The sequence below is a fragment of the Methylobacterium sp. 13MFTsu3.1M2 genome (assembly GCF_900112625.1).
Lineage (GTDB): Bacteria > Pseudomonadota > Alphaproteobacteria > Rhizobiales > Beijerinckiaceae > Methylobacterium.
The window spans coordinates 84,106-100,435 of record NZ_FOMM01000026.1; the positions used below are offsets into that span (position 1 = coordinate 84,106).

Annotated in this window: 18 protein-coding genes, 2 tRNA genes and 1 pseudogene; 11 read left to right on the plus strand and 10 right to left on the minus strand. The window is 69.2% G+C overall.

What is annotated here, in order from left to right; all coding sequences use genetic code 11:
- Positions 1–2: 2 nt before the first annotated feature.
- Both fhuF and BM314_RS23860 read right to left on the minus strand, forming a co-directional pair.
- Positions 3–821 (minus strand): siderophore-iron reductase FhuF, encoded by an 819-nt coding sequence (gene fhuF, locus BM314_RS23855; RefSeq protein ID WP_091980663.1) that lies wholly within the window; start codon positions 819–821, stop codon positions 3–5.
- The gene (locus tag BM314_RS23860) at positions 818–2,089 is read right to left on the minus strand and encodes an MFS transporter (RefSeq protein WP_091980666.1); all 1,272 of its coding nucleotides are present in this window, start codon (positions 2,087–2,089) and stop codon (positions 818–820) included. The genes fhuF and BM314_RS23860 overlap by 4 nt, the downstream gene beginning before the upstream one ends.
- A gap of 225 nt (positions 2,090–2,314) precedes the next feature.
- On the opposite strand from BM314_RS23860, the gene BM314_RS23865 reads away from it, so the two are divergent.
- Together BM314_RS23865 and BM314_RS23870 are read left to right on the plus strand one after the other, a co-directional pair.
- Entirely contained in the window at positions 2,315–2,533 is a 219-nt protein-coding gene (locus BM314_RS23865) for a hypothetical protein (RefSeq protein ID WP_020094759.1), read from the plus strand.
- A 375-nt stretch (positions 2,534–2,908) separates the two neighbouring features.
- Positions 2,909–4,615, plus strand: a complete 1,707-nt coding sequence (locus tag BM314_RS23870) for a sensor histidine kinase (RefSeq protein WP_091980669.1) — start codon at positions 2,909–2,911, stop codon at positions 4,613–4,615.
- Positions 4,616–4,794: 179 nt separating this feature from the next.
- Here the strand turns inward: BM314_RS23870 and BM314_RS23875 are convergent, their stop codons facing one another.
- The 3 genes from BM314_RS23875 to BM314_RS23885 all read right to left on the minus strand — a co-directional run bounded on the left by BM314_RS23875 (position 4,795) and on the right by BM314_RS23885 (position 6,863).
- A complete protein-coding gene (locus BM314_RS23875; RefSeq protein WP_091980671.1) occupies positions 4,795–5,184 on the minus strand; it encodes a phage holin family protein in 390 nt (129 codons plus the stop codon).
- A gap of 79 nt (positions 5,185–5,263) precedes the next feature.
- Complete coding sequence (locus BM314_RS23880) at positions 5,264–5,683, minus strand: RNA polymerase sigma factor region1.1 domain-containing protein (protein ID WP_091980673.1); 420 nt, start codon at positions 5,681–5,683, stop codon at positions 5,264–5,266.
- 88 nt (positions 5,684–5,771) lie between these two features.
- A complete protein-coding gene (locus BM314_RS23885; protein WP_091980676.1) occupies positions 5,772–6,863 on the minus strand; it encodes an acyltransferase family protein in 1,092 nt (363 codons plus the stop codon).
- Between the two features lie 177 nt (positions 6,864–7,040).
- On the opposite strand from BM314_RS23885, the gene BM314_RS23890 reads away from it, so the two are divergent.
- A tRNA-Arg gene (locus tag BM314_RS23890) sits at positions 7,041–7,117 on the plus strand.
- 540 nt (positions 7,118–7,657) lie between these two features.
- On the opposite strand, the gene BM314_RS23895 is transcribed toward BM314_RS23890, so the two are convergent.
- Positions 7,658–8,119, minus strand: coding sequence for a hypothetical protein (locus BM314_RS23895; protein WP_091980678.1), 462 nt, complete (start codon positions 8,117–8,119; stop codon positions 7,658–7,660).
- Between the two features lie 542 nt (positions 8,120–8,661).
- Positions 8,662–8,850 (minus strand): hypothetical protein, encoded by a 189-nt coding sequence (locus tag BM314_RS23900; RefSeq protein ID WP_091980681.1) that lies wholly within the window; start codon positions 8,848–8,850, stop codon positions 8,662–8,664.
- A 416-nt stretch (positions 8,851–9,266) separates the two neighbouring features.
- Here BM314_RS23900 and BM314_RS23905 point away from each other — a divergent pair, with 416 nt between their 5' ends.
- A complete protein-coding gene (locus BM314_RS23905; protein ID WP_091980683.1) occupies positions 9,267–9,632 on the plus strand; it encodes a hypothetical protein in 366 nt (121 codons plus the stop codon).
- 612 nt (positions 9,633–10,244) lie between these two features.
- A complete protein-coding gene (locus tag BM314_RS23910; protein ID WP_170868165.1) occupies positions 10,245–11,900 on the plus strand; it encodes a glycosyltransferase family 61 protein in 1,656 nt (551 codons plus the stop codon).
- A gap of 125 nt (positions 11,901–12,025) precedes the next feature.
- Here BM314_RS23910 and BM314_RS23915 read toward each other — a convergent pair whose 3' ends face one another.
- From BM314_RS23915 to BM314_RS23930, 3 genes and pseudogenes are all read right to left on the minus strand, one after another.
- Positions 12,026–12,598, minus strand: coding sequence for a Ros/MucR family transcriptional regulator (locus tag BM314_RS23915; RefSeq protein ID WP_091980687.1), 573 nt, complete (start codon positions 12,596–12,598; stop codon positions 12,026–12,028).
- A 145-nt stretch (positions 12,599–12,743) separates the two neighbouring features.
- The gene (locus BM314_RS23920) at positions 12,744–13,295 is read right to left on the minus strand and encodes a hypothetical protein (protein ID WP_244540020.1); all 552 of its coding nucleotides are present in this window, start codon (positions 13,293–13,295) and stop codon (positions 12,744–12,746) included.
- Between the two features lie 314 nt (positions 13,296–13,609).
- Positions 13,610–13,873 (minus strand): annotated as a pseudogene (locus tag BM314_RS23930) (Arm DNA-binding domain-containing protein); the annotation flags it as partial.
- 395 nt (positions 13,874–14,268) lie between these two features.
- Here BM314_RS23930 and BM314_RS23935 point away from each other — a divergent pair.
- The 6 genes from BM314_RS23935 to BM314_RS23955 all read left to right on the plus strand — a co-directional run.
- The gene (locus BM314_RS23935) at positions 14,269–14,955 is read left to right on the plus strand and encodes a transporter substrate-binding domain-containing protein (protein ID WP_091980691.1); all 687 of its coding nucleotides are present in this window, start codon (positions 14,269–14,271) and stop codon (positions 14,953–14,955) included.
- Between the two features lie 67 nt (positions 14,956–15,022).
- Positions 15,023–15,205: a hypothetical protein gene (locus tag BM314_RS30015; RefSeq protein ID WP_107353643.1), complete on the plus strand. Its 183-nt coding sequence runs from the start codon at positions 15,023–15,025 to the stop codon at positions 15,203–15,205.
- Between the two features lie 58 nt (positions 15,206–15,263).
- Positions 15,264–15,497 (plus strand): hypothetical protein, encoded by a 234-nt coding sequence (locus BM314_RS23940; protein WP_091980693.1) that lies wholly within the window; start codon positions 15,264–15,266, stop codon positions 15,495–15,497.
- Positions 15,487–15,753 (plus strand): hypothetical protein, encoded by a 267-nt coding sequence (locus tag BM314_RS23945; RefSeq protein WP_091980695.1) that lies wholly within the window; start codon positions 15,487–15,489, stop codon positions 15,751–15,753. Before BM314_RS23940 ends, BM314_RS23945 begins: the two co-directional genes overlap by 11 nt.
- 68 nt (positions 15,754–15,821) lie before the next feature.
- A tRNA-Ile gene (locus tag BM314_RS23950) sits at positions 15,822–15,897 on the plus strand.
- Between the two features lie 204 nt (positions 15,898–16,101).
- Positions 16,102–16,330: transposase (locus tag BM314_RS23955; RefSeq protein ID WP_139237875.1), on the plus strand; the 229-nt coding region annotated here is incomplete at its 3' end.

Genomic DNA, 16,330 nt, shown 5'->3' on the forward strand with positions numbered 1-16,330 from the left:
GATCAACGTTGGGCGGCGCACTCGACGGGGCAGAGCGCGCCGCAGGACGGCACCCCCGGCAGGCGGTGGCGCAGGCAGCAGACGCGCCGCCGCCGGCAGCCCGAAGGTCCCGGGCAGAGCGCCTGCGCAAGAGGACTCTCGAGCGGGCTCCTAGCGCAGCCGGGGCCGGCGCGCCATCCGAGGCAGGCCGCGACGTCGTCACAGGCGGCGGCGCGGGCGGCGGCGCGGGCGGTAGGGCAGGTGGTGGTACAGGCGCTCGCGCAGGTGGTGCCGGCCCCCTCCCCGTCCCCAGCCAGCCCGGCGAGCGGGTCCCCGAGTTCCCGGGCGACGTAGTCGAGGATCACCGCGGCGTTGCCCCAGAGGACCCTGGGGGCGATCCCGCACCGGGCGTGGCAGAGCTCGACGAACGGGCGCAGATGCGCCTCCACCAGCCCGGTCAGGCCGGGCGCCGGGCAGGCCGCGCGGGCCGGCCCGTCCGCGGGCAGGCGGAAGCGGCGCGGCCGGCCGGCCGCGTCGAGCTCGAGGCTGACCGCGTCGAAGGCGAGCGGCAGCGGCCGGCCGAGGCGCACCAGGGCGGTCAGCGCCGGCGTCGCCAGGGCCGCGAGGTAGAACTGGCTCCAGTAGGAGACCTGGACCCGCGGGTCGGCGGTCCGGAACTCCGCGCCGAACCCGGCCCCGAAGGCGGCCAGCGTCGCGTCGAACACGGCCTCGTCCCGCAGGGCGCCGAGGGGCAGCGCGTCCGGGCCGCCTGGGCCCTCGGCGACCCCGTGCCGGTAGGCCGCGAGCGTGTCGGGAACCTGGGCGGCGACCTCGGCGATCATCGCGCCGCCCCGTCGTCGCGCAGGGTCCGGTCCACGGCGACGGCGAGCCACGCCACCGCGGCGGCGTAGAGCGGCAGGGTGGTGGCGAAGTAGCCCGGCCAGCCGATCCAGCCGGCGAGCGCCGGGGCCGCCACCCGCAGCGGCATCGCGGCGAAGAAGGCGGCGCCGAACAGGAGCGCGTAGTCGGTGGCGGGCTTCGGCCCCTGGGCCCAGCGGTAGATCATGTTGAAGACCGGCACGCCCAGGAACCCGCCCGCGACGAAGCCCAGCACGGCGGCGGTGATGCCGAGATCCGGCACCCGGCCCGCGCAGGCGACGACCATCAGGCCCCCGGAGGCCAGGACGCCGAGGGCCCCCACGGCGATCAGCCGGACCGTGCCGAACCGCGCGGCCAGCCATCCGGCCGCCAGCGCCATGACGAGGTTCACGGCCGGGAGCACGGTGCCGGTGAGCGTGCCGACCTGCCCGAGCGGGACGCCGAGATCGAGGAGCGCCAGGGTGTTGGGCCCGCCCACGAGGTAGGAGGCGGCGAAGTAGGCGCCGAGCACCAGCACGCGACCGCCCAGGCGGCGCAGCCGCGCCAGGGAGTCCGACCAGCGTTCCGGGCCCGCACCGGCCGCGGTGCCGGCACCGGCGCTCCGGGTCTCGCGCAGGCGCGACTCCGGGTAGCCCAGGATCGGCAGCAGGCAGAGGGCGTCGAGGGCCGCGCAGGACAGGACCGCCCCGCGCCAGCCCAGGCTGTCGTAGGAGCCGACCAGCACGCCGACCCCCAGGATCCCGCCGAGGGAGGCGCCGCACAGCTTGGCCGAGGCCACGAAGGCGCGCCGCTCCGCCGGCACGGTCTCGACCACAAGGGCCTCGAGGGCGATGTCCATGGTCGCCACGCAGGCGCAGGCGGCGATCGCCAGGGCGAGCAGCGCCGGGAGCGGCCAAGCCTCGCCGAGGCTCAGGACGACCAGCAGGAGCACCGAGGCGGCCTGCGCGGCCGCGATCCAGCCGATCCGGTGGCCGAGGATCGGCAGGCGGAGCCGGTCGAGCAGGGGCGCCCACAGGAAGGTGAGCCCGACCGGCAGGTTGATGAGCTGCAGCAGCCCGACCTCGGCCAGCTCCACGCCCCGCGCCCGCAGGATCAGCGGCGCCCCGCCGGACAGGAAGCCGAGCGTCGCCCCGAAGGTCACGTACAGGCAGAAGAACGGCGCCAGCGGCCGCAGGGCTGCCAGGGTGTCGACGACCCGGGTGCCGATGGCGGGTCCGGCGGAACCGGTCATCGCCCCCCGCACGCCGTACCTCGACCGGTGCCGCGATCCGGGCCGGTCCGGAGACCGCAGTTTATAATCACATTAATCTATTGATTTACCTCGGTTTTCGCTGTTTAGAGAGGCCTGTGCCGAGGATCAAGCCGGCGGGTATTCGCGACGCGCCGCCCCGCCGGATCCGGCGTTAACCTTTCGTCAACCATGCCCCCGACAGAGTCCCCGGCGGAGGGCTGAGCCATGACCCGACGCCGGGATTTCGACGCGCTGAGCGAGGCGCAGATCGCCGCGGACCGCACGCAGGGACGCTGGGTCGAGCCGAGGGCGGGCTTCCGGCCGGCCGGGCCGCGGGCCGTGTCCGATCTGCTCGACACGATCCAGCACGTGGCCGAGGCCGCGACCGGCGAGCGCAGCTTCCTGCACCTGCGTCCGGAGGCCGGCCGGCCCCGGGGGCGCTGAGGCGAGCCGGCCCACGCTCCCGCCGCCCCGACCGCGCGGCGCACTGGCAAGGGCCGACCGGTTCTGCAACAACGCCGACATGAGACGGCGTCCGGCCCTCGAATCCGCCCCCGCGCGCGCCGATCGCATCCGCCCGATCCGGCGGCGCCCCATGGGCGCGGACGCGGCGGCCGGGCTGCTGGTCGGCCATGGCGGCCTGCCCGGTGGCCGCGACGGCCGGATCCGAGGGTCCAGGTCATCACCGGCTCCGCCGAGAACGCGACCTTCGCCACCTGCGGACTCGAATCGGGGATGCGGATGATCACCGAGCCGTGCTCCGTGGAGACCCTGGCCGCGCGGGCGCCCGCGCCGATAGCCGGTCGCGACTGACCGCCGATGCCACTGTCGCTGACGACCCGCATCCTGCTGCTCGTCCTGCTCGCCCTCGCCCCGGCGCTGGCGATCCAGGGCTACAACGAGGTCGCCCTGCGGGCGAGCCGCGACGCGGCCGTGCGGGCCGACGCCCGCGCCACCGCGCGGGACGTCGCGGAGGATTTCGCCCAGATCTCCGAGCGGATGCAGCAGGCCCTCGACCTGATCTCCGAGGATGCCACCGTGCAGGTGCGGGAGCCGGCGGCCTGCACCGCCTACCTGCGGCGGGCTGCCGCGCGGCTGCCGCACGTGCTGCTGATCGCCCTCACCGAGCCCGACGGGGCCGTGATCTGCGACAGCGCCGGCGCGCCCGCGGGCTCGTACTCGAGCCGCGGCCGGGCCTATCACCGCCGCGCCCTGGAGCGGGGCGGCTACGCGGTGGGCGGCTACGCGGTCGGCTTCCAGACGAAGCGGCCGTCGATCCACTTCGCCCGGGCCGTTCATGTCGGCGAGTCGGCGGGGGCCCCGGCGGGCGTCCTGCTCGCCGCCGTCGACCTCGACTGGCTCTCCGATCACCTGGAGCAGGCGCTCCATCAGCCCGAGACGGCGATCACCGTGACGGACCGGGACGGCCTGATCATCGCCCGCCGCCCGGACGAGGCGGCCTGGATCGGCAGGCCGATCCCGCCCGACCGGGCCGCCATGCTGGAGGCCCAGGGCAGCGACGTCCGCGTCGCCGCCGGCCTCGACGGCCGGAAGCGGATCATCGCTACCGCGATGCCGGACGGCCCGCTGGCCGGGGTGCGCGTCGTCGTCGGGCGCGACTACGCCACCGCCTTCGCGGATATCGACGCCGCCACCCGCCGCGGGCTGATCCTGATCGCCCTGGGGGCGGCCCTGGCGCTCGCCGCCGCCCTCGTGGCCGGGCGGGTGTTCATCCGGCGCCCGGTCGACCGGCTCCTGCGCACCGCGGCGGCGTGGCAGGCCGGCGACCTCGCCGCCCGCACCGGCCTGCGCGGGGCCGCGGAGTTCGACCGGCTCGGCAGCAAGCTCGACGCCATGGCCGGCACCCTCCAGCGCAACACCGCCGAGCTGCGCGCGGAGATCCAGCGCGGGCGCGCCCTGCAGGCGCAGCAGGGCACGATGCTGCACGAGCTGAACCACCGGGTGAAGAATACCCTGGCCACCGTCCAGGCCCTCGCCCGGCAGTCCCGCGGCTCCGCGGAGGTCCTGGAGGCGCGGATCCTGGCCCTGTCGAAGACCCACGACCTCCTGACCCGCGAGGACTGGAGCGGGGCCCCCCTGCGCGAGGTGCTGAAGAGCGAGCTCGGACCCTACCGGACCGGCGACGACCAGATCCGCCTGGACGGGCCGGACGTGTCGCTGAGCCCCCGCGAGGTGCTGGCCCTCGGCATGACGGTCCACGAGCTGACCACCAACGCGGCCAAGTACGGCGCCCTCTCGGTCCGCGAGGGCCGCGTCCGGGTGGCGTGGTCGCTCGCCGCCGGCGCGGCCGGGGAGCGGCGCCTGCGGCTCAGCTGGGAGGAGCGCGGCGGCCCGCCGGTGCGGGCGCCGACCCGGGTGGGCTTCGGGACGCGGCTGATCGCCGGCGGCGTGCGGCGCGAACTCGCCGGCACCGTCGACCTCGCCTTCGAGGTCGAGGGCCTGCGCTGCCGCCTCGACGTCCCGCTCGATCCGGGTCTCGGCACCATGCTGGCGCCGACGGGCTAGGTGCAGACCGGCTCGGGCGGATTCAGTCGTCAGAGCAGAGCTTTGAGCACGGATCCTGGCAGATCGGTTGAACGCGCTCCTCCGCACGCCGCGCGTCGCGCGCGGTCGACTCGCGCTCAGAGTGCGCGCGAGCATTCCTCTGCAATACGTTGATATCTTTGGGTTTTCCGGTCCAGATATCACGCGCCGGCGCGCGTCACCTCCCGGACGTCGCGCTTCACCTGCCGCCACGTCCGCCAGGGCTCGAGGTTCGAGAGCGCCATCCGGCGGGCGCCCATCCAGCCGAGGCCGAGCGCTATGACGAGGAACGGCGCGGCGACGATCAGCGCGGCCGGCGCCTCGGCACCGAACGGCACGGCCAGCAGCTTCACCACGGCGTCGAGGCCGAGGAAGAAGGTGACGATCAGCAGCACCGGGATCGTGCCGATGATGGCGATCAGCGACACGATCGCCCGGAAATTGCCGTCGACCTCCGTCCGCGCCAGCGTGAGCAGCGCCTCGACATGCGCCGTGCCCTCGCGCAGGGCCGCGATCAGCAGGGCGAGGGTTCCGTCCGGGGTCTGACGCATGGATACGAGAATCCTCGGGGCCGTCACCGGCCGGCTCTCGCCAACGGGGCCGCGGCCCGAAGCGTTCCGCGCCGGTGGCTCACAGCATCAGGAGCAGGGCGCCGAGGATCAGCACGGTCGCCAGGCCTGCCAGGAGGACAGCCCGGCCGGCATCGGCGCCGTCGTCCGGGATCGGCTCCGGGGCGGCCGGCGCGGCGGATGCGGGCGGCGCGAAGGCCGCGCCCTGCCCCGCCTCCGCGGCCCGGACCGGCGGCGTGCCGGGCTGCGGCGCCGGGAGGGCGACCGAGACCGGGATCGCCCGGTCCGTCGGGGGGCCGAAGGCCTCCGGCTCGACGCTCACGCCCGCCGCCTCCAGCTCCAGCATCACGAGGACCAGGGCGTCGACGTCCATCCGCTCGACGGGCAGCGCGGCGCGCAGATCGTCGGCGGTGAGGAGGCCCCGGTCGCGGCCGAGGGCGACCAGCCGGTCGAGCGTCGCGCGATCCAGAGCCTGCGTCATGTCCCGCCTCCGCGGCCGCGTCCCGATGGTCCATCGAGAACGCGCCGCGGTGGCGCCGGTTACCGGCGCCACCGCGGGTGTTCCGGCGCTAGGCCCCGAGGGCGGCCCCGGCCGCCGGGATCGGGCCGGGCTCCGGCGGCGCGCCGCCCGGTCCCGGCCTGAACCGGAGCATCGGCCGCTCGATCAGGTACCAGCTCAGCAGGCCGAGCGGGATGGCGGCCGCGAGGGCTAGGGCGGCGACCGTCCAGGGCGAGATGCCGGGGATCCGCGCGACCAGCAGGTTCTGCACCGGCCACGCGTAGAGGTAGAGCCCGTAGGACGGGTCGACCTGGGCGGTGGCGCGGCTGAGGACGGTGGGGCGCACCGCGAAGGCGAACCAGAAGATCAGGTAGCCGCCGAGGATCGCGAAGGCCGGCTCGGCCAGCGGTCGGCTGAACATCAGCGGCAGGAGCAGCAGGGCGGCGCGGGTCGCGCCGCGCCGCGTGTAGGCGATCCGGTCGGCGAACAGCCGGAAGGCGCCGCCGCAGCAGAACACGAAGGTGAGGCGGATCATCTCCGACAGGGATCCGAGGGTGTCGCCCGGATGCCCGACGGGCAGGAAGAGCCAGCGCAGGGCGAGGAGGCTGCCGAGCCCCCCGAGCAGGCCGAGATAGCGCCCGCGGCGGCGCAGGGCGCGGGCGGTGCCGACGAGGCCGAGCAGCAGGTAGCAGCCGAACTCGCACGGAATGGTCCACATCGAGCCGTTGAGCAGCGGGTAGGGCAACTCGGCGAAGGCGCCCGGGACCACCGGCATCAGCAGCAACGACAGCCGCAGCAGCGTCTCGAGCGGCGAGGCGGCCGCGAGGTTGCCGCCGCCGAGGGGCGCGACGACGGCGATGCAGAGCAGGGACGCGACCACGAAGGCCGGGTAGATCCGCAGCGCCCGCCGCGCGAGATAGTCGCTGAAGGAGCGCTTGGCGCGGTAGCTCGCGGTGATCAGGTAGCCGCTCACGAGGAAGAAGCCGTCGACGGCGATCTCCCCCAGGGACAGGGTTCCGAAGACCTGCGTCAGCAACTCCCGGGACCGGTTCCCGTCCACGAGCTCGGGGGCGTGCGCGAGGATCACCAGGCCCGCGAACAGGAGGCGCAGGGACCCGAAATTGTTCGCCCGCGGATCCCGGCCGCCCGTCGTCTCCGCCACCCCTACCCGCTCCGCGACGCCTCTGCCCGCCGCCCAGGGGCCGGGAAACGGCGCGCGAAGGCAAGGACGCCGGGGCAACACGCGCCGGAGATCTGGCCGCGTCGCCCGCGTCCGCACGCGACGGTGCGGGCGCCGTTGCGCTCCCGGCGTGGTTGGGCTAGGGAATGGCCACGGCCAGCACCCGTAGCTCAGCTGGATAGAGCGTTGCCCTCCGAAGGCAAAGGTCACACGTTCGAATCGTGTCGGGTGCGCCAATCTTCTCAATGACCTAGGGGGCTAAGCCCTGCGGTTGAGAGATTGCCGCGGAAGCGCTGCGGAAGCATCGTGCGTTCTTCCGAGCCGGTGCTGTCCCAAATCGCGTTATCGCAAATGTGATCGCTAGGCGGCTGAACGGCCCTTAGCCTTCCTCGTCGGCCGAGACCGCTCTTTCGAGGCGGCGAGTATCCGAGCGACACCGTCCGCGGCTGCTCGATCCGAAAGCGTAGGCTGCCGCGACGCCTCGATCGCGCAAGCCGCACGCTCCTCTGGGCTCAGATCCTCAACCGACCATCTCGGGTTCTTAGGGGCCGAGGATGGCGTCCACGGTCGCCAGCGCACGCAGCTGGGCGAGATGCGTATCGGCGGCGGCAGGAGGCCCCGTCGGACGTAATCGTCCACGGTGCTCTCGCTCATCATGAGTTCGGCGGCGAGCGCGCGGCGCGAGGTAGGTGGCGGTCGGCATACGGCCGTTCTAGGGTAGATGCTCCGGCGGCAAGCCGTTGTCGCGGCCCGAGGCCGCGTGTGAGGCCGGAATGTCACCCGGTGGCGCTCCGCGGCGGCAGCTCCCGCTTCCGCACGATCCGAGCCCGATCCCGCAGGATGACCTCGTTCGTCGGCCATTCCAGGCAGGCGGCCTCGAATGCGGCGATCGCCGCGGTCAGCGGGTAGATCGTGGCGAGGTGCAACTCGAGCTTGCCGCCGATCCGGTCCCAGATCTCGATCGTGTAGGGGGGGCCCGGCGGCACCGGCGGGATTTGCTTGAGCGCTGGCGGCAGCGTGATCGCCGCGAGGCACAGGTGCTCGTACTTCCGCGCGGGCGGCGCCCCGGGCGCGCGCTGGTAGTGGCACGAGGCTGTCAGGTGCCGGAGCAGGTCGAGCGTCGAGGTGTCGGCCCCATAGCGGTCAATCAGGCTGGCGACGGTGTAGCGGCCCGAGCGCTTGCAGGCCGCGCAGTCGACGAAGACCCGACCGGGCCCCGCATCCGCCAGGCGCCCCATTCTGGTGGCCTTCCGCTCGCGAACGAATACGGAACAAGCCTGAGGCGGCGATGCGCTTCAACCGACGGCGGCCGCGGCGCGAGGAATCGTGGTGGAGCGGTGTGGACGACGTTCGGAAAGCAAAGACCGGTCAGGGGTTTCAGCTGACCCGTGCGGCGCCCGAGACCGGTGGGCTATTCTCGTGCAGCCAGCGATCGAGCGAAAGCCAGGAGGCGACGGCGAGCGGAAGATCGATTGCGGGGCTTGCTGACATACCGGCGGGTAACGGGGCGAGATAAGAGCAAGGCGCCCTATCGTACTATCAACAACGGGCACGCACAGGAAAGGCGCCTGCTGGTGATCCCAGCGGGCGCTGGATTCATTGAGCAGTTAGTACCTGAGCACTAATTCGGATTCGCCCACCTCTTAAGACGGTTTTTCTGAAAATCTAACCACGCCTCGATATCTTCGAAACTTTCATGACCAAACTATTCTGGGAAGCTGAGCGTGACGATACTTTCAGGAATGTTGCAGGCATCAGTTCGAGAGCGTCAGGAGGCTGTTCAAAAGCGGCGCATGAAATCTCCGAGCTCGAGGCTCATCCCCGCTTGGAAACCGATGTGCCAAGCCCGGACTTCAGCGGGCAGCATGCCGGCTTTCAGATGCTCCTGGGCCACGATGATGCCGACCTCCTCGACCCGGCGCACGAGGCCCTGAACGCTACCTGTCTGCGGGCTCAGCGTCTTGATCATCTCGCTCGCTGCGAGCCGGCCAGCTTTTTCGCCTCGGGTGGTGGGAGCGAGCGGCTCGCTATGCGGCGGCATGGGATACGATTGCCTCACCTGCGGGAGCCGATATGCAACGCGGCCCGGCGACAGAATGGCCGGCCTTGGTTTCTGTGTCGTGCGGATGCCGGCGGGCGAGCCGTCCCGCGCCAGGATTCCAGGCACGAAAAAGCCCGCGCCGGCGGACCGGGCGGGCTTCTTAGGCTCGGCACCGACAAGGGAGTAATCCCGCCAAACCTGAAACTGAGAGTGGGTTAGGAGCAGGGAAAGACAAGCCCCCCCAACGGTAGTGACGCTGGAAGCGAGGACCCGACGCCCGCCCAGGCAAATCGAACTACCCATCTTTGAAAGCGTTCACGCCCCGCAACAACGGAGAGCACGACATGAAGGTGATTTCAGCGACCGTCCTTGGCCTGGCGCTACTCAGCGGAACCGCTCCGGCCTTCGCACAGCCATACGGCGGGCGCGACTACGGCTACGATCGCGGCGACTACGGACCCCGCGACCGAGGCTACGGAGATCGGGGCTACGGCGATCGTGGCTACGGCGACCGTGACCGCCGCGATTATGATCGGGACTATGACCGAGGCTCGCGGGGCGGACGTGGTGACTACGCTTTCAACGAGATGGAATATCTGCGCTGCAATCCGGACGTGCGCCGAGCGGTCATTGGCCGAGCGATCAAGTCCGGTCTGGAGCATTACCGGAAGGTCGGCATGGCTGAAGGCCGGAAGTTGACCTGCAATTAGGGCGCAGCTGCTCAGCGCCAGCCATGTAGGCCAAAGAAGCCCGCGCCGGCAATTGGCCGGCCGGGCATATGGCTTCACCACGTGCGCAGATCGTTACTCGCCTGAGACGCCGGGAGTTTATGCATTCCTCGGACGACGAGGCCGGACCAGAGGACAGCTGCAACCGCAGTGCCAAGTGGTGCAGCGACGGCGAGAACGAGGGTCAGGGCCATGGATAAATCGTCTGACGGACTGAACCTTGAGTCCAGCCCGGAATACCGACCACAGGTTGTTTTCGGTCAGTTGATGCATCCAGGCCACGCGTGAGCGCTCAAGGCTTGATGCGCGCGAAATAGCCCCACGCGGCGGTGCCAGCGGGGCCGATAGGCTCAGCGCTGTCGACTTGAGGCTGTTGCCAGCACTGCAATATCCACCTAGGGCTGCATTAAGATCGTGCTAGCGCGGTCCTGGCTGGGTATACAGATGGGCGTCTTCAGACGGGCAAAAATTGCTCTTATTCGGTCCTTAATGGACCGGCAGTTTTACCAAGAACGGTATCCAGATGTTGTTGCGAGTGGCGTAGATCTGGCAGAACATTTCGCTGATTACGGTTTGGGAGAACCCATTCGTTCCTTGAGCAAGCGCTTCGAAGCCGCGTTGCTGATTGCCTCCCCCGCGCTCCTGCTCGCGCTGGCTTGCCGCGGCAAGCGCCGATCGGACGTCGAGGACATCTACGCCGAGCAGATGCGTCGATCCTGCGCGCGCGGGGGCGCCGTGCGCGACCTGCTCGGCTACGCGACCACGCAAGCCTTGATCGGAGTCCACGGCGTGCGCGGCCGCGTCGGACGCGACGCCGCTGCGCAGGAGCGACGGGCGTCGGTCCTGCGATTGCAGGAGTGCCTCGCGGAATTCTCGCGCCTGTCCCCCCGTGACCACGATCGCGCGAAGGCTGCGTTCGAAGGCCTGACGGCGGTGCCGGTCCTATTGCGGGCGTTCGGCGCGTCGAAGTCGCCGCAGGATCGCGATCGGTACATCGAGACCATTGTGGACCGCGCCCGCACCGCCTACCGCGCGGACAGGCGACTGCTCTACTGGCTCTACGAACGCGCCCTCGCCAGACTGACGCACGAACCCGCCGCCGGCGGCGATGTCAGGTCTGGCGCCTTCGTCGCTCGCCAAGTCCATCCGTCGACCCTGTCGGCAGCCGACTGTTCCGCAAATCCCGCGTTCCGGTTCGCGGAGGGGACGCCGATCGGCCAGCCGCATCTGTACGGTCAGCCGCACGAGCCGAACACCACGCACCTCCCCGATCAACCGATTCGTTTCCCGAGCTTGATCGACGCGACGCTCTTTGCCCGGTCCAACACCGTCCTCCTGTCGAGCGGCGGCGCCCTCAATGAGACCGGCGGCAGTCCTCAGCAGGAGCGCAAGGTGCTCCACGCCTCGGATCGGATCGTCATCGGAAAGTCCGGCACGAGCTTCGCCCTCGATATCAGCGGATACGATATCGTCGAGCTCGACCGCGCCGTCATGCTGTGCGGCGTCGCGAGCAACGCGTATGGGCACTGGCTGTCCGACTACATCTCGCGGCTTGAATTTCTGGAACAGCACGCGAGCTTCGCGACATCGACGATCGTCGTCGACGATGACATGCCGCAGTCGCATCATGATCTGCTCGGCCTGATCACGAAGAACGACATATACAGGCTCCCGCGTTCGGGAGCGGTGCGGGCGGCCAGGCTATTGTATTCCTGCCCTCTGACCTTCTTCCCCGTCCACCTGATGCCGCATCAGATGCAAGCCAATGAGCTGAACGCGGTAAATCCTCAGTCTTATCGCTTCATCAAGGCGCGCGTTGAGCGGGGACTCCCGAAGCCGTCTGGACCGCACCGCAAGATATTCCTCTCGCGCAGGACCAGCACGTGGCGTCGTCTCGCGAACGATACGGATGTCGCGGGGCTGCTTTCGAAAGAGGGCTACGAGACTATCATCATCGAGAACTACGACTTTGCGGAGCAAGTCCGAATATTCCAGGAAGCCAGCCACATCGTCGCGGCCAATGGATCGGCGCTTCAGAACGTCATCTTCTGCGATCCGTCGGTGAGACTGCTCATCCTCGCGCACCCCGAGCTCAACAATTGGGGCGCTTTCAACGCGCAAGTGGGAGCTCTTGGCTTCCAAATGGAGTTTCTTTGCGGGCACCCTTCAAATGTCGGCGGTGTGCATGCGGATTATGAGATCCCGCTGCCCATCTTGGCTGATGCGGTCGATAAGCTTCGACATCCTTGAAGCTCAGATCCGAAAAGATAAACCGCCGCGGCCGGAGCCGGGCGGTTCAAGGTGATCGCATCAGGGATGCTGGGTAGACCCGCGCGCGGGCTGGCGGCTTCCCACCGCTCTCGCGCTAGGCAGATTCACTCCGCGGCGACAGCAGCCTTCTTCGCCTTGCGAGCGCGGACAGGCTTCTCGGCCGGCGCGACCGCAGGCTCGGCCACCTTCTTCCGGCCCCGGGCCTTGGGCGCCTCCGCAACTTTCTCGTCGGTGACGGCAGCCTTCGGGGCTGCGTTCCTGCGCAGGTTGCCGAGGCCGGTGTTCTTCGCCAGGGCCGAGCGCATCTCGGAGTAGCTCGGGGCGGTCATGGGGTAGTCGACCGGCAGGCCCCACTTCGCCCGATATTCGTTCGGGGTAAGGCCCACTCCTTTGAGGTGCCGCTTCAGGGTCTTGTACGACTTGCCATCCTCAAAACTGATCAGCGCGTCGTTGCTGATCGACTTCCGGATCTGGCTCGGAGTGGCGCGGTCGACCTTAGCCTCGGCCGGAGCGGCGGGGTTGTTCAAGCCGTTGAGCGCGCCGTGGATCGCGGACAGAAGCGCCGGCATTTCGGACGTAGGCACAGAGTTTTTCGAGACGTAAGCGGACACGATATCGGCCGTGAGCTCGATTAGGTTGCTCTGATCCAGAGCCGAGGTTGATGTAATGTCGTCCATTGAAGCCTCCTGCGTATGTGGCTGAGACTCACGTAGCAACAACGACGCCTAGTCAAGGCGTATCTATGCTGGGACGACGGAGAACGTTGGATATATGCCGGCTTCCAGGATAGTTGCTGAACATGTCTGAGAGAGATCGAGGCCCTCAGGTCCAGTCGCTCATGTCTTCCTTGGCGCCGGGCTCAGTCACCCCCAAGTCGGCACTCAGGCCGCCACGGGCCTTGATCCTCATGGAAGTGGCTCGCAGGCCCGCCTGCCGCAGCCCCGTCACTTCGATCTGAGCGTGGAAGCCGGACTGGCCAAAGCGCTCGATGTGCCGGCCCAACTCGGCCACGTGCTCACGGAGTTCGGGCATTCCGCGGCCGCCACCGCCACCGATCCCACCAGCTGGCGCCGCCGGGACGATTGACCGGATCGACCCGTCCGGCATCTTCATCGTGCCGTCGCCGAGATCGAGGCCTTCCTTGCTGTCCAGGCCTTTGACCAGCTTCGGCTCGAGCGCCGTCGCGTCCTTGGCCACACCGGCGCCCAACGGCGCCCAATCGCCACGTGCCAGGGCACGACGCAGCGCCGGATTGAATGGAGCCCAATCCTGGGGCCACCCACCCCTGCTCCGCAGGAGCGCCAGCGCGACGCGCGTCTGCTCCTCCATGCGAGCCGGCTTCGAGCGGATCTGGAAGCGAATTTCGTCACCCATGTCTCAGAGCCTCGTCCTCAGGGCTTCAGCGGCGGTGGCGAGCAGGTCGGCCTCGCTGTCGCGGCGGGCAGTCTCGGCGACGTCGCCCAAGCGATCGATGCAGCGGTCCATGAGGGCCGTGCACAGGCCGAGCTGCCAGTGAGCGAGCCGACCGGATGCGTTGGGCGTCTCGGTACCGTCGGGACCGTTCGTGATCCTGCAGGGTCGGCATGTCATTGCTGCGGCGCCCGAGTTCCCGGCCACCATCTGATCGCTCAGGCTTGGCCGGTCTCACTCATCGCTCCCGCAACCTGCATGGAGCCCCGCCGCGTGGCGCGCTCCTCCGCCGGATCCTCGCCCTTCGCCACTTGGCCCAGCAGCCCCTTCGCCTCACGGCGGGCTTCGTCAGCCGTCAGGGCGCCGTGCAGCCCTATCGTGAAGCGCCTCGACCGCCCGCTGGCGCGGTACTACACGAGGTAGCTGCGCCGGCCGGATGCGAAGATGCGCACCCCGAAGCCCGGGAGCTCATCGCACCAGAAGAAGTAGTCCCGGCCTTGCGACTCGGCCGCCTCGACCACGCGCTTGCTGAGCTTGGGCATGCCCTCCCCTCCGGTTCTGCCGAAGCACTGCGGAAGCACGCGGAAGCAAACCGAGCCCATCCGGCGGAGACGAGAGAAATGCCCGGCGCGCCAATTTCACAAGGGGCAGCAGCGGTTTGGCAATAACGAGTAAACTCTAGCAATCACGGGAAAACATGTTAGGCTAACCCTTCGAACGCAAAGGTCACACGTTCGAATCGTGTCGGGTGCGCCAATATTATCAATGGCTTAGCAGGCGTCAGCCCTGATCTTGGGATGGTCGGTGTCACCAAGGTGTCACCGCTGCGATCCCAAAGCGCGTCACTTCTCTGCTCGCTTCTGCTCCTCTCGCCGGTATGACGATAGCTAGCCCCGTGCAGGATGCCTCCGTGAAAGCGGAACTCGCTCCGACCGGTATGCTCCGAGTCGGTCTCGTTGAGGCGCCGTCCGCTGGCCTAATCTTCGTCAGCCGTGCCGCCGACGGAGCGCTCGACGGCGTGACAGCCGATCTGAGCGCGGATCTCGCCCGGCAGGTCGGCCTGCCGCTGGCCGTCACCCTGTTCCCGAACTCGGGCGCCGCGGCCGCCGCCCTCGAGGCCGCGGCGATCGATGTCAGCTTCATGCCGGTCGACGTGGCCCGGCGGCAGGTGATCGATTTCGGGCCGGGCTACTACGACCTGGAGAGCACCTATCTGGTTAGCGTCGGGTCGGGCATCACCGACGTGGCGCAGGTGGATCGGGCGGGTCTCCGGGTCGTGGCTATCGACGGCACGACGACGTTCCGCGCCTCCGCCCGCACGCTGACCCGGACGCAACCCCTCCCCGTCCCGTCCGTGGCCGAGGCGGTCGCGCGCATGCGCGCTGGGCAGGCGGACGCCATTGCCCTCTCGCGCGACACGCTGCGGCCGGTGGTCCTGCAGGTTCCAGGTTCCCGGATCGTCGCGGGCGGCTTCCAGCAGACGCAGGTCGCCGTCGCCGTGCCTAAGGGGCGCCCCGCCGCCCTCGCCTGCGTTACGGCGTGGCTGGACGAGGCGAAGCGCACCGGTATCGTCCGGCGGATCTTCGACGCCCGCGGCTTCCGCGATGACGCGGTCGCGCATTAACTGGTGCTCCGGTCGCGTCGCGTGTGGTAGCGCGACGTTCCAGAGGGAGCGAATTGAGGATTGCCGTATGGCAGACAACCACAGCAAAGAGCGTATTCAGGCTGAGGCAGCTTTTGCGAAGATGCAGGACCGGTTTGGCAGCAAGGCCTTTGATGAGCCGGCAGTCAGTGCGGCGGACCAGAACACCGCACACCTGAAGGCCGCGCGCCTTGAACGGGACGCCGCCAAAGCTGAGGCAAAAAAGCCGTGATGCACGACGCCATAGGCGAATCCCTTACCGAGCACCTGAAGGCGAAGGGCTACCTGAAGTGAGCGACACTGACGCCCAGCCCGATGAGCTCCATGAAATCCTTCGGCTCGCGACGGCGCTGGCAGAGCAGTTCCTGCAGTCTGAGGCGGAGGAGTCCGCCCGTCCGGAGAGGCTTAAGGCCCTCATCAGCGCCGCCCAATTTCTCCACGACCATGATGTGGCTTGGCCGACCGTCTTGCGTGAGGCCGTGGGCAAGGCCGTAGAGCGAATGGAAGCGGTCAGTGGACGATGAGGATCGAGAATTCGAGCACTCTCCGCTGTCGGGCTCTTTCAGTCGCGATGGTGCGATCGTCGACGTCGAGATCTACCGCTACGCCGACACGCAGGACCCCTGGCAGTTAGTGGTGATCGATCTGTCGTCTGGCGGCTGCACCGCTTGGCAGGAGACCTTCACGACGGACCGTAAGGCTTACGAGGCCTTCACCGCGACGGTCGAAGCGGACGGCATGGCATCTTTCGCGGGCGTCGTGCCGACCGTGCGGCACTGACCCCATCCCTGCTTCGTGGCAGCGGCCCGAGTTGCGCATGCTAAGCCGCAACGGCTATCCGGGCCTAGGGGGCTGTAGCTCAATGGTTAGAGCCGACCGCTCATAACGGTCTGGTTGCAGGTTCGAGTCCTGCCGGGCCCACCACGTCAGAGCAGCTGGCGTGACCTTCATTAAGGAGATCGGCGAGGGGCCCGGATTGCGGCTCCGGAAGGCGACATCCACCGCAACCGAGAGCCTTTCGGCTACTGACGTGGGCGAAACGCGCCCTAGGGTGTGAACCGAACCAAGCCGTTGCGGGGTCTGTCGTTTTGTGATTCCAGGCGGCCGTTCTGCGGCCTGGAGGCGGTGATGGCGGACCTGTTCTGGCTCTCGGATGAGCAATGGGCGGTGATCGGACCGTTCATGCCCAAGGATCAGCCCGGACCCGAGCGCAAGGACGACCGGCAGATCATCTCTGGCATCCTGCACGTGCTGACGTCGGGCTGCCGCTGGCGCGATTGCCCGGCCGCCTACGGCCCGCGGACCACGGTCTACAACCGCTTCAACCGATGGTCGCGGCGCGGCTTCTGGAAAGCCA

Excerpts from the sequence above, each read along its gene's own strand:
- fhuF (WP_091980663.1), bottom strand. The coding sequence starts at position 821 with ATGATCGCCGAGGTCGCCGCCCAGGTTCCCGACACGCTCGCGGCCTAC.
- BM314_RS23860 (WP_091980666.1), bottom strand. The coding sequence starts at position 2,089 with ATGACCGGTTCCGCCGGACCCGCCATCGGCACCCGGGTCGTCGACACC.
- BM314_RS23865 (WP_020094759.1), top strand. The coding sequence starts at position 2,315 with ATGACCCGACGCCGGGATTTCGACGCGCTGAGCGAGGCGCAGATCGCC.
- BM314_RS23870 (WP_091980669.1), top strand. The coding sequence starts at position 2,909 with ATGCCACTGTCGCTGACGACCCGCATCCTGCTGCTCGTCCTGCTCGCC.
- BM314_RS23875 (WP_091980671.1), bottom strand. The coding sequence starts at position 5,184 with ATGCGTCAGACCCCGGACGGAACCCTCGCCCTGCTGATCGCGGCCCTG.
- BM314_RS23880 (WP_091980673.1), bottom strand. The coding sequence starts at position 5,683 with ATGACGCAGGCTCTGGATCGCGCGACGCTCGACCGGCTGGTCGCCCTC.
- BM314_RS23895 (WP_091980678.1), bottom strand. The coding sequence starts at position 8,119 with ATGGGGCGCCTGGCGGATGCGGGGCCCGGTCGGGTCTTCGTCGACTGC.
- BM314_RS23900 (WP_091980681.1), bottom strand. The coding sequence starts at position 8,850 with ATGATCAAGACGCTGAGCCCGCAGACAGGTAGCGTTCAGGGCCTCGTG.
- BM314_RS23905 (WP_091980683.1), top strand. The coding sequence starts at position 9,267 with ATGAAGGTGATTTCAGCGACCGTCCTTGGCCTGGCGCTACTCAGCGGA.
- BM314_RS23915 (WP_091980687.1), bottom strand. The coding sequence starts at position 12,598 with ATGGACGACATTACATCAACCTCGGCTCTGGATCAGAGCAACCTAATC.
- BM314_RS23920 (WP_244540020.1), bottom strand. The coding sequence starts at position 13,295 with ATGGGTGACGAAATTCGCTTCCAGATCCGCTCGAAGCCGGCTCGCATG.
- BM314_RS23935 (WP_091980691.1), top strand. The coding sequence starts at position 14,269 with ATGCTCCGAGTCGGTCTCGTTGAGGCGCCGTCCGCTGGCCTAATCTTC.
- BM314_RS30015 (WP_107353643.1), top strand. The coding sequence starts at position 15,023 with ATGGCAGACAACCACAGCAAAGAGCGTATTCAGGCTGAGGCAGCTTTT.